General features: G+C 43.2%; 9 protein-coding genes and 2 pseudogenes. 8 read left to right on the forward strand and 3 right to left on the reverse strand.

The annotated features are described in order from the left end of the window. Positions 1-738 (reverse strand): annotated as a pseudogene (locus J2Z65_RS16105) (hypothetical protein); the annotation flags it as partial. Between the two features lie 79 nt (positions 739-817). On the opposite strand from J2Z65_RS16105, the gene J2Z65_RS16110 reads away from it, so the two are divergent. From J2Z65_RS16110 to J2Z65_RS16135, 6 genes are all read left to right on the forward strand, one after another. Beyond that, positions 818-1,114, forward strand: a complete 297-nt coding sequence (locus J2Z65_RS16110) for a hypothetical protein (RefSeq protein WP_167059599.1) — start codon at positions 818-820, stop codon at positions 1,112-1,114. Positions 1,115-1,707: 593 nt separating this feature from the next. Further along, positions 1,708-5,832, forward strand: coding sequence for an NPCBM/NEW2 domain-containing protein (locus J2Z65_RS16115; RefSeq protein WP_209855895.1), 4,125 nt, complete (start codon positions 1,708-1,710; stop codon positions 5,830-5,832). 450 nt (positions 5,833-6,282) lie between these two features. Next, positions 6,283-7,263, forward strand: a complete 981-nt coding sequence (locus J2Z65_RS16120; RefSeq protein ID WP_167059608.1) for an aldo/keto reductase — start codon at positions 6,283-6,285, stop codon at positions 7,261-7,263. A 95-nt stretch (positions 7,264-7,358) separates the two neighbouring features. Further along, complete coding sequence (locus tag J2Z65_RS16125) at positions 7,359-8,519, forward strand: sugar efflux transporter (RefSeq protein ID WP_244999159.1); 1,161 nt, start codon at positions 7,359-7,361, stop codon at positions 8,517-8,519. Between the two features lie 24 nt (positions 8,520-8,543). Beyond that, positions 8,544-9,395, forward strand: coding sequence for an aldo/keto reductase (locus tag J2Z65_RS16130; RefSeq protein WP_209855898.1), 852 nt, complete (start codon positions 8,544-8,546; stop codon positions 9,393-9,395). A gap of 98 nt (positions 9,396-9,493) precedes the next feature. Next, positions 9,494-9,982 carry a hypothetical protein gene (locus tag J2Z65_RS16135; protein WP_167059612.1) on the forward strand — a complete coding sequence of 163 codons (489 nt, stop codon included), beginning with the start codon at positions 9,494-9,496 and terminating at the stop codon, positions 9,980-9,982. On the opposite strand, the pseudogene J2Z65_RS16140 reads toward J2Z65_RS16135, so the two are convergent. Then, positions 9,979-10,539 (reverse strand): annotated as a pseudogene (locus J2Z65_RS16140) (GMC oxidoreductase); the annotation flags it as partial. The gene J2Z65_RS16135 and the pseudogene J2Z65_RS16140 overlap by 4 nt on opposite strands. Before the next feature lie 281 nt (positions 10,540-10,820). Further along, a complete protein-coding gene (locus J2Z65_RS16145; RefSeq protein ID WP_209855901.1) occupies positions 10,821-11,219 on the reverse strand; it encodes a hypothetical protein in 399 nt (132 codons plus the stop codon). Between the two features lie 119 nt (positions 11,220-11,338). On the opposite strand from J2Z65_RS16145, the gene J2Z65_RS16150 reads away from it, so the two are divergent. Then, a complete protein-coding gene (locus tag J2Z65_RS16150; protein WP_167059618.1) occupies positions 11,339-11,530 on the forward strand; it encodes a hypothetical protein in 192 nt (63 codons plus the stop codon). A 54-nt stretch (positions 11,531-11,584) separates the two neighbouring features. Next, a complete protein-coding gene (locus tag J2Z65_RS16155; protein ID WP_167059621.1) occupies positions 11,585-12,703 on the forward strand; it encodes a mandelate racemase/muconate lactonizing enzyme family protein in 1,119 nt (372 codons plus the stop codon). The last annotated feature ends 45 nt before the right edge of the window (positions 12,704-12,748 follow it).

Below are 12,748 nucleotides of genomic sequence, written 5' to 3' on the forward strand. Positions count from 1 at the left end.
TGTTGGTGTTGGTGTTGGTGTTGGTGTTGGTGTTGGTGTTGGTGTTGGTGTTGGTGTTGGTGTTGGTGTTGGTGTTGGTGTTGGTGTTGGTGTTGGTGTTGAGTCTGGTTTCGTTGTCGGTGCTGGTGTCGGACTTGCTGAGTCTGTAGTTTCCCCTGTTGTCATCGGACTTTTATATTTTATGGGTTTGGAAACAACAGTACCTTGTGGAGTCATAATTTCTAAGACATAATATTGCGTTTCCTTGATCGTGCCATTATCGCTAGCGTACAAGTCAAGGTTAAGCTCACCCTCGAATTCACCGACAGGTTCTTTAACATCCTTACGAAAACCCGGGTTGATGATGATGTTTTCATGTGTTGTGCCGCTTGCCGATGTAACAGTTTTGTCCTGAATTATGCCGAGCAGCCACCCCGTTGTCACATGGTTGGTTCTCCAAACCCCTTGATAATTATCTTTACCATATGCATCAGTGGAACGCAGTACAACGGAATTGATAACCGTATGTTGTGCAAGGTTTAGACGCAGCTTGAAGTGGCCATCCTTGTTGCCCTCAGGCGTAAAATCAGCTGCACCTACTACGTCAGACGACGTATCAAGCAAGCTGAACTCCTTGATCTGCACGTCTGCAGGAGGCGTCTCGCCAAAAGCGCTGGCTATACTGCCGAAAGCCAAACAGCCTGCCAGCAAAATTGTGATTACCGAAGTTTGTTTTCGTTTACTGAAATTTAATGTCATCTGTTAAATTCTCTCCTTTTATCTAGTTAGTTTTGACTCCAAATAAAATGCGACTCACGCTTCTGGTTTGGCTTCTGGCTTGGCTGCTAAAATCAATCCTGGTTTTGTGGCTTTCATCGCCTCTGGCTTCGCTTCAGGCTTTGCACTAACCGTTGCGGGAACAGCCATTAATGTAAGCAATGCAGCCCCTATAATCTATTTCAATGCTTTGTTCGCTTTGATCATCGTTAAAAACCTCCAACGTTTAAATTTGCTTTCTGGATTTATCATACAACACGTGGAATTCATTTTTCGTGAGACACGGCTGGGAAATGTTCGGGAAAAAATCGGGAAACAATTAGGAAGGTTTTCGGGAATTGATACTATGGAGTATTAAATACAAAACACCCCTCAAATCACTAGAAACGATCTGAGAGGTGTGCAAGTTCGCGGAAATTATAGGGAATTAAATCGCCCCCCTCCCGCTTCTTGTGATAAATGCTCAAGGAGAAGGCTCAGCCTCGATTTCGATAGCAAAGGCTACTCGGCTGCCGAATATAAAAAGGTAGAAAATCGGAAGAAAAGATAGGTTTACCTCATTATTATCTTTTTCGCAATCGATTATGATGAAGGATGTGCTAACTTTACATGAGAAACGCATTCGCCCAACAGTAAAAAGATAAGTATTTTTATAGAAATAATGAGGATATTCATATTTTATTGTCCTTGTTGTAAGAATATAATTAGATTCAACTGATTATTTATTCCATTTATTGGTAGTCACTACGGATGGTGAGATGAATAATAAGGAATACCTCTCTAATTATCGATACAAGACGTATCGGTATGAAGAGAACTGAAAAGGAGTTGGATACTATGCACTAACTGAGTACTAATTGAATAACGCCAAACGATGAAATGGGTTGACGCTTGGTTCGACTTCTCCCCTTCCAAATCGAATACCTAAAATGAAAGGAAATGATGAATACTTTGAGGAATCGAATTTATGCGAAAAGCGTAGCTCTGTTGCTCGCATCTACGTTATTGCTTTCTGCGGCCATCGGTAACATCAGATCTGTAAGCGCCCAAGAAGTCCAGACCAATGCGTCTCAGCAGCCGGATATTAATATATCGGATTTAACCTGGAAAAGCGCTGTCGCTGGATGGGGTACGACTCAGCTAAATAAATCCATTGACGGAAATCCCCTTAACGTTGCCGGTAAGTCTTATAGCAATGGGATAGGAACTCATGCGAATTCCAAGATCGTGTATGATTTGTACCCTACTTACAGCCGCTTCGTAGCAGTGGCCGGTATCGATACGGATATTAACAGCAACCCAGACAGTGTTAAAGCTAAGGTGAAGTTTATCGTGAAGGTGGATGGTGTCGATCTTGCCAGTTCGCCAGAGGTCCTTAAAAACGGATCATACACCTTCGATGTACCTATTCCTGCCGGTTCTAAACAATTGACGCTCGTCGTAGACTCTGTGGGAGAAATCACTTGCGACCATGGGGATTGGGTAGATGCTGGATTTATTTTAGACTCGACCCATGGCACTCCGAATGAGTCGCAGCCAGTGGAGGTTTCGAGTCCCAACGGTAAAGTAACCGGCTTGGTCAAACAAAGCTCCGGTAAGTTGGTTTACTCCGTAAATATGGCCGGTAAGCCGGTCATCGAAGAGTCTAATTTAGGAATTTTGGCAGACGGTATGGATATTGGCAATAAAGTTGAATTAGGTACGCCAGAACGAAGTGCTCCAGCTCAAGAGTCATATCCTTGGACGGGCGTTCATTCTATAGCGCAGGATTTGCATACGCTTACAAAAATACCGATTACTAATGTGATAACAGGTTTGCAATATACCCTGGAAGTGAAGATGTTTGACGATGGCATTGCATTCCGTTATGTCATTCCAGAGGGTACTTCTGCCCGCAATATTTCAGGCGAAAGCACCAGCTTTAAAGTTCCCGCTGGAAGCCAAGTTTGGTATTCAACGAACATTACTTCATACGAAAGTAAATATACCAAAGCGAATGCCGAACTGGTGCCAGTCGGAACTCAAATAGCTCCCCCTTTGACCTTCAAATTGCTTGACAATCTCGGTTATGCATCGATTACAGAAGGAGCACTTGTTAACTACGCAGGCATGTCTTTAATCGCGAGCGGTAATCAAACATTTAAAGCAAATTTCCAAAATAACGGAAGCTGGTCTTTATCAGGCCAAATCGAAACGCCTTGGAGAATCGTGATGTTAAGTCCGGATCTAAACGGACTGGTTAACAACGATATTATCAGTAATGTTTCAGCGCCTCCATCCGATTCATATAAAGACGCTGACTGGATCCACCCTGGTTCTTCAACATGGTCGTGGCTGGGTGGCGGCGGTGTTACCGTTGATAATATGAAACTTTATATGGATTACGCTTCTGAACTCGGAATTCCTTATAATCTCGTAGACGAAGGATGGCAAAGTTGGAGCAGCAGCAGCGGTACATATTGGGATGCACTGAAAGATGTTATCGATTACGGAAAACAGAAAAATGTAGCAACATGGGTTTGGAAAGCCGCTCCGGACCGCAATGGAATTAAAGGTATATATGACCAAACTGCACGCCGGGAATTATTCCAAAAATTGCATGATCTCGGAGTTGTAGGAGTTAAAATTGACTTTATCGATGGCGAAGAAATGTTTAAAATGAATTTTTACCGCGATACGTTGATTGATGCGACAGAATTCCACCTGATGGTTGATTTCCACGGGGCAAATAAGCCAACCGGCCTATCGCGTACATATCCGAATGAGTTGAGCAGAGAAGCCGTGTACGGATTAGAGCAAGGAGCACCACCCGCTGATTTTAATGCGACATTACCTTTTACCAGGTACTTAGCTGGACACGGTGATTATACACCTCTCAGCTTTAGCGGGCATATGGGCAACAGTTCATGGAGCAATCAGCTTGCAACTGCGCTAACTTTTACATCGCCTTACATGGTATTCGGGGAACATCCCCAAAAGATGATCGTCAATCCTGCAGTAGAACTGATAAAAAGCATGCCGTCTACCTGGGATGAAACCATTGTTCTGCCAGAGAGTGAAATCGGGCAAGTGTCCGCGCTTGCCAGACGTCATGGAACGACTTGGTATGTGGCTGTCATTAATGGTTTAGATTCCCGGAGCATGAAATTTAACTTGTCTTTCTTAGGCGATGGCTCCTATCAGGCCGCGATCTACGGAGACGATTTAATGAAGCAGCAAGGCTATTCGCTAGCATCAAAGAACGTAAATAAGTATACAGAGTTAACTGCCGACATGCGGAGTAGCGGCGGCTACGTCGCCAAATTCTCCAAATTGGATATGGAGCCATATGGCGGTGGATTTGTTGATAGTAAGAAGGTAGTCCTGCATGCAACAAGCCCTCAAAGCGAGATCCACTATACGCTGGACGGAAGTGAGCCGACAGTTAACTCGCCAAAATATGCAAACTATATCCAAATTACCGGCACTTCAACACTTCGTGCCAAAATATTGGCAGGTGATGGCTCCGGAACGGATATATCGGCCAGATTTAATCAAACCTCTCCTTATTTAGAAATTACCTATGACGGAAATGGAGATAAGGTAGATAAAGGCGGTAAAGTTCATTTCCAAACAAATGCGGAAGGCAGCAACTATGATATCAGATACACTCTGGATGGAAGCGAACCCGACCGACAATCACTGTTATACACGGCTCCATTCTCGTTTGCATCAAGTCGAGCTGTCATTAAAGCTAAACTGTTTATTGAAGGACATGATGCTGTCTCTGCCGAAAAGAAATTATTCAGCGTTGAACATATGCTGCCTACTCCTTCTTTACCGGATGTTTATCTGAACGATTTGACATGGGTAAGCGCAACAACCGGATTTTCTTCTATCAAACTAAATAAATCAATAGACGGTAACCCGCTGACTGTGGCAGGGCAAGTGTATGGCAAAGGGATCGGTACACATGCACCTTCTGATATCGTCTACAATATCGTTCCAGGCGCTAAACGTTTTGTTGCTGTTGCTGGTGTTGATAACGAAGTTAATAAAGATGGCCAAGGCAGCATTATTTTCAAAGTTTATGTTGACGGAGTTTTGATGTCTGATTCTCCAGTAATGGGAAATAATGAATTTTGGAATTTCAATGTAAAGCTTCCTGAAAATGCGAAACAAATCAAGCTGACTCTTGATGATTATGACGGGAAGAACTTCGACCATGGGGATTGGGTGAATGCAGGATTCCTCTACAGCACATCTATCCATCCAGCGGCAACCTTGTACGTTGATCCTAATTCGGTGCCGGCCGGTCAAACGTTTGATGTTCAATATGGGTTGACCGACATTTCGGATTCCTACTTGGCACAAGACCTGACTGTCAAATATGATCCCGAGCAGCTCGAATTCGTTTCGGTATCATCGCTGCAAGAAGGATTTATCGTATCCGACCATAAACAGGTCGATGCGGGTACGATTCGCGTTATCGCCTTTAGCGAAGGAACCTCGCATGCCGTTCATACAGACGGAGATGTACTGAAATTCACCTTTAAGTCTAGGCAGCTAACTCAAGGTTCCAGCGCAGCGATTTTGGTTCAGAATATCGTCCTTGCCAAAGCGGACGGATCGGAATACGATGTACCGGGTGCAGAGGGTCACGTTCTTATTACTGTTATCAATAAAGCAAATCTTCAAGCAGCTATTGCTTCTGCGCAGCAGGCATATGACGCAGCGATAGAAGGCAGTGCACCAGGCCAATATCCTGTTGGATCCAAAGCCGTTCTTCAAGCGGCAATCAACAAAGCTCAAGCTGTAGTGAACAATGAACAAGCCGGTCAAGATCAGGTTGAACAGGCAGCCGCAGAATTGCAGGAAGCTCTGCAATCTTTCTTGTCATCTGTTCATACATCCTCTCCAGGTGATGTAAATAACGACGGAAAGTATTCCATTGGTGATTTGGCGATTGTAGCGGCGGCTTACGGCCGAACTTCAGATGATCCGAATTGGAATCAATTCAAACAGTCCGACCTGAATCTCGACGGTAAAATTGACCTCCTTGACTTGGTTATTGTGGCTCAACAAATCATACAATAGTCAGAATAAAAGGATTGAGGAATAAACTCCTCAATCCTTTTCCCTTTCTATTTTTACTCTTCGCATTATAATTTGTTGAACATCCTTGAAGTAACGTGACGTTGCGCCCCTTGGGATGCAGCGGCATTGACCAAAATACACTGATGGCTGTGAAGTCCAAATTGAATAGCGACATATCCCCGATAAATTTTATTTTGAATAAGGTCCCACTTGCTGGATATTTCTTTTTCCGCTACTGGGATCAATTGGTACAAATCGTCGAAGGATATGTCTGAATTGTTGCCCAGGCGGCCGAGGATATGCCGCTGCAAGACTTTTATTCTAATAAAAAAATGAAGCGAGAGGATTAGGCAATCATTTGGCATGAATGGGATACCGGTCGTTTCTACATCTGTTGCATAATAAGGTTATACCCCATTAACCAAAAGGAACAAAGGAGCGTATCGACAAATGGATTATGTGAAACTTGGAAATACCGGCCTGGATGTATCCCGGCTTTGTCTTGGCTGTATGAGCTTTGGTGTAGCAGAGCGGTGGCATCATCCTTGGATACTTGATGAGGCGCGCAGTCGTCCTATTATAAAAAAAGCCCTTGAATTAGGTATCAATTTCTTCGATACGGCGAATGTATATGCAGATGGAACTAGTGAGGAAATTATTGGACGAGCACTAAAGGATTATGCTAATCGAGATGAAATTGTTCTTGCTTCAAAGGTGCATGGACGTATGCATCAAGGTCCAAATGGCGCAGGACTTTCCCGAAAGGCAATCATGAGTGAAATCGATAAAAGTCTTAAAAGACTGGGAACTGATTATGTTGACCTTTATCAAATCCATCGCTGGGACTACAATACTCCCATTGAAGAAACAATGGAAGCCTTGCATGATGTTGTGAAGGCTGGTAAAGCAAGATATATTGGTGCTTCTGCCATGTACGCATGGCAGTTTCTGAAAGCTCTACATGCAGCCGAGAAAAATGGATGGTCCCGGTTTGTGTCGATGCAGAATCATTTAAACCTCATCTACCGTGAAGAGGAAAGGGAAATGATGCCGCTATGCAAGGAAGAAAAAATCGGTGTAATTCCATATAGCCCGCTTGCATCAGGAAGACTTGTGCGTGATTGGTCGGAAACGACACTTCGTTCCGAAACCGATCATATGCAAAAAATGAAATACGATGCGACAGCAAATACGGATCGGTTGGTCGTGGAGCGTGTTGCAGTAATCGCAGAAAAACATAACATCCCCCGTATTCATATCGCACTTGCTTGGTTGCTGCAGAAAGAACCTGTCTCAGCTCCTATTATCGGTGCCACGAAAGTGTCTCAGCTCGAAGAAGCCGTAGGTGCTCTATCGTTTAAGTTAACACCTGAAGAAATTTCGTTCCTGGAAGAGCCGTACGTTCCCCATCCCGTAGTTGGTGCGGTTTAATATAAGAAACCAAGGAAACGAAGGAGGACTAGGAGCTGTATACACGGTTAAAAAAACTATTTGCGATCAAAGGATACAGTTTATTCGTCATTTGTATGCTGTTGCTCGGTACAGGGATCTCGATCACAATGCCGTATTTATCCCTGTATTTTACAGAAGATATTAGAATGAGTGCTGGGGCCTTTGGCGTTTTCATGGCGGTGAGTTCATTAAGCGGCGTGGTGGTGAACTCGCTCATTGCTAAACATTCTGACCGCGGGCTTGACCGAAAATGGATCATTATGTTTGCCATAATCTCATCTGCTTTGGGATATGCCTCGTATTTAGTGTTTCATAACTACTTTATTCTTTTGATTATTGTCAGTCTTTTTAGTGGATTAGGGGCTCCGGTCATGCCGCAAATCTTTGCCTATGCACAGGAGTCCGCAAATGTAAGCAATCCCGATGACAAGACGTTTGCCATGTCCACACTGCGCTCTCTCTTTTCGCTAGGATTTTTAGTCGGACCGTTAGTTGGGACATTATTTTTGACATGGATGGGCTACAAGGGTCTCTTTCTGGTGACATCCGCCATCTATCTTACTATTGCATCTCTCGTATTCCTGTTTCTGCAAAAGAAAGCAGTTGAAAGCAATACCGCAAAGAGAAAGAGTACAAGTACCGCTTCGTTCAAAAACAGGCAGATCTGGCAGCCATTTATCGCCTTTATTTTTCTCTTTGCTGTTATTGCCATTAACTCGTTCAACACAGCGCTCTTTATTGTGAATGAGCTTCATGGTACTCACACGGATGTGGGACTCGTAGTTAGTGTTTGCGCCGGTCTGGAAATTCCCATTATGCTAGTGCTCGGTGCCCTGGGCAGAAAGATTTCGAATCATACACTGATGATGATCGCCTGCGTTATTGCTGTTATCTATTACATCATCTTATGTTTATCGACCCATCCTTGGCAGTTGATCGCAGCGCAGCTTCTGCAGGCAACGTTTATAGCGATTGTCTTGGGCAATGGACTAAGCTATTTCATGAATTTGCTGCCTAATTCACCGGGGCTTTCCACAACGATTTATTCCAATGGGTCCATTATTGGAAGATTAGTTGGAAATTTGGGTGGAGGTATCATTGCCCAGTTTACGGGATTTCGTCATGTATATTGGGTGTGTCTGGCACTTGTGATTTTATCGCTATTTATCTTATGGAGAACAAGAACCCATGCGGAAATAGAAATACACAAAGGACACACCCCATTTTACAGATAATTTTAAATAACTGGAGGATTTTATATGCAAAAAGTAATTTTAAACAATGGTGTTGAGATGCCTGTTCTCGGTTTTGGTGTTTATCAAATTGCAGATCATAATGAGTGTGAACAAAGCGTTTATGAGGCTATAATTGCAGGCTATCGGCTAATTGATACAGCTGCCTCTTATCTGAATGAAGAAGCAGTTGGCAGAGCGATCAAACGGAGTGGCGTGGCAAGAGAGGAATTATTTATCACTACGAAGCTTTGGGTTCAGGATACTGGATATGAGAACACAAAAAAAGCATTTCATAAATCATTGGAAAGATTGCAACTCGAGTATTTGGATTTGTATTTAATACATCAGCCATATGGAGATGTGTATGGGTCTTGGCGTGCTATGGAGGAATTATATCGTGAAGGAAAGGTTCGAGCAATTGGCGTTAGTAATTTCCATACGGATCGTCTACTCGATTTGATTATTCATAATGAAGTCGTTCCTGCCGTAAACCAGGTTGAAACGCACCCTTTCAACCAACAAATCGAAAGTGCAAAATTCATGAAAGAGAACAATGTTCAGATTGAGTCCTGGGCGCCTTTTGCTGAAGGAAGAAATAACATGTTCCAAAATGAGGTATTGGTATCCATAGCTGAAAAGTATCATAAATCCGTTGCTCAGGTGGTTTTACGTTGGTTGACACAAAGAGGAGTCGTCGTGATTCCAAAGTCTGTTCGTAAAGAAAGAATTGTCGAAAACTTCGATATCTTTGATTTTGAATTAAGACAAGAGGATATGGCGTCGATTACTACGTTAGATACGAAACAGAGCTTGTTCTTTTCACATCGCGATCCTGAGATGGTGAAATGGATCGGTACCCGGAAGCTCGATATCTAAATAATTTTTATAAAACCGCCAGATTAACTGCTTCCTATATTTCTCTATTGAAAAAAAATAGCCCTCCCTCTAAGGTTAACTTAGTAGGAGGGATTTTGATGCTTAGAAAACTGCTTCAAGCTTTTAAATGGAGGAAACTAAGAGTTCGCGTTTGGGAGAAAAGGCTGCGTCAACAATTACAATTCCTATCGCGGCGGTATTCTCCTGCTATTCCATGCAAACTACACGTCTCGTCAGGGCCATTTTATGGCGGTTCGGTCATGATCGACAGGCAATATAGAAAGGCCAAAATTAATATTCATATACCCCATGATCGTTATATGACGTCCGATGAAAGTCAAGTGTTATCCCGGTACCCAATTATGAAAAATGACCTGCCCTATTTTATTTTGTATCATGAATTTTTTCATCTAATCGATGCTTTAGATCATTTGCGCATCCATAATGAGAAGAACCTCGACTCCTATCACTCCGCACTGAAAGAAGCTGTTCAGCAAGCCACTAACTACCGTAACCTTGATGTAGAACAACGCGCAGATGATTTTGCTTATCAAGCATATGTGGAGCAATGCAAAAAGACCGGTTAAACCGGCCTTGACCATTCAAGCTTCTTCGCTTTCTCTTTGATATAATCTGCTGTCCTTAACGCTAATGACATAACGGTATTCGTTGGATTTCCGGCACCTGAGGTGACAAAAATACTCGCATCACAGATGAAGAGATTCGGGATATCATGCGTTTGGCCATACGAATTAACGACAGATGACTTTGGATCATTCCCCATCCGACACCCTCCCATCATATGAGCCGTGTCCGGAATAACGAATTCGACGTTGCCTCCTGCAGCCTCAAGAATTGCACTCATTTTATCGACAGCATGATCAATAAGTTTTCGGCCATTATCGCCATAACTGAATGTAACTTTTGCCTGCGGCAGTCCGTACTCATCTTTTTCTTCCGCTAACGTCACCCGGTTCGCCGTATTTGGCAGAACTTCTCCAACCAAAGTAATTCTGCCGTAGTAATTGTAATCCAGCAATGCCTCCCTGAATCTTTCCCCCCAAATGGGCCCACCCTGTGCTTGGGTAATTCCATTGGCGAAACCGATAGGTCTTACCCCATGTGCATGCAGGGTATAGCCGCGGACGAGCATGTGGAACGCCAACTTTCCTCTGACTCTCACCAGGCGATTGATGCAAACTTTGATCGATGTGACACAGGATATAGTCCAATATGTCTGGCCTATGATCGTTGAGCAAGAGCGAACAGATTCGCCCAAGAATCTCCCTTTCTAATATGGTTAGAAAACGAAAGCTGATCTCCGAATTCAACCGGGAGATTACGATCATTTGCGTATGCTCATCCCATTGATCCTTTTCGTGCATGACATCGAATGATGGGTAATGACTTACTTGGGTCATCTGATCACCGAACCTTCCAGTAGATCGCGATCAAGCCAAGAACACTAAGTGCCGAAAACATCAAGGGCAGTGCAACGGGAGGCCCTATGAGAAAATTTCGCATCGCCCATCCGCCTACCCGAATCCCGACACCTCTAAAATGAAAGTAAAAGCCGATCAAACCAGCCAATGCACCAAACCACATAAACGCCATAAACATGGTGTGCACCCATGGAGCATTATACCAAGTCAGAATCAGACCAGCTATCAGGAAAATAGGTGAAGAAATCACGGGTATCCACATCGCTTTATGCGTAAAATTTTGCCGGTAATGAAACATCGTCACCTGTATGCCAATCACTAGATAGGCCAAGCTAACAAATAAAATTAGCACGCGGTCAATTGACCATCCAGACCAATTCATATAAAGTCCCCTCTTTCAATGCAGTTCTGTCGTTTCAAATTATTTCCTCGGCATATCAAATATATTCCAAAATTAAGTACATACTACGTGAAAATGAGTCTAGGAGCACTAAGATAACGATGTTAATCAAAGTAAATCATCATAAAAAGATTCCTCTGAATCCCCAACCTTACACCGTGGCGGAGCTGATGCTTGAACAGCTTCGAATCTTAGGTGTTGAACGCATTTATGGTTTCGTGGGTGATGCCATTTTCGGTCTTATGGATGCTATTGATGAAGAGTCAAGTCTCCACTCTACTGGCCTGCTTTAAGCATGCTGTATGATAGAAGTCTTAGTCTGGTTTTAACTTTTGGAGGTACTACTCTTGCTTATTCGTAAAATCGATACCTTTCCACTATTTTATCGTCTTCCCAAGCCATATGGGGATGCGAACGGAATGAAAACATACCGTACCTGTTATTTAATTCGTATAACGACAGATACAGGTGTCGAAGGTTGGGGAGAATGCATTGATTGGTTGCCGACATTACATAAAGGCTTTAAAGAACGAATCATACCTTTTTTGATTGGTAAACGAGTAGCTGATAGGAATACCATCGTTTGGACTTTGAAAAAATGGCATTCCCGTTCATCTGCCGCAGTTAGCATGGCACTAACAGAAATCCTGGCCAAAATAGGCAATGTATCTGTTTGTGACCTATGGGGAGGCAAGTTTCGGGAGAAAGTGCCGGTATATGCTTCGTTTCAAAGCTATTCAGAAGAGAGACATTGGCAAAAGGCCTCTCTGAGTGGTATTGAGCAAGTTATCAATCAAGGATTTAATAAGATTAAGGTTAAGATAGGCGGGAAATCAATATCTGAGGACCAACAGCATATCGTTATGGTTCAAAACTTGTTACAGGGAAAGATTGATCTGGCGTTGGATGCCAATCAAAGCTATGATGCAATTGCTGTTCTACGCTGGCAGTCTCTACTTGATACATGGGATAATCTATTATGGTTTGAAGAGCCACTGGAGATGATGCGCATCTCTGAATATGTCTCGCTTAGAAACCGCTTGTCTATCCCTCTAGCCGGCGGAGAAAATATCAGAAAAGTAGCAGACTTTTTACCTCTATTAAGCCAGCATGCTCTTGATTTTCTCACTCCGGATCCATTGCACGAGAGCGGCATTGACGGTTATCGGGAAACATTAGGTCTTGCTAGAAGTTTTGGAATTCGCGTAACACCACATTCATATGATGGGGCGTTGTCACGGCTATATGCTATTTTAGCTCATGCTTGTGTGGAACCATGGGGTAAAATGGCAAGTGATTCCATCGAACCTGTAGAATGGGATGCCATGGATAACCCTTTTACAAATTTATTCCCTATTTATCCTTCGAATAGTGAAATCACTTTACCTTCCGGTAGTGGAATTGGGCTCGAGATTGATCTTGAGCTGCTTGCATTTCATCAATGGGACGGAAGTAGTTATGGATAAATTCAAGCCAATTTGCGATAGCAAATCCACAATTTCATTTAAAGA

This window comes from Paenibacillus aceris, from assembly GCF_017874035.1.
Lineage (GTDB): Bacteria > Bacillota > Bacilli > Paenibacillales > NBRC-103111 > Paenibacillus_E > Paenibacillus_E aceris.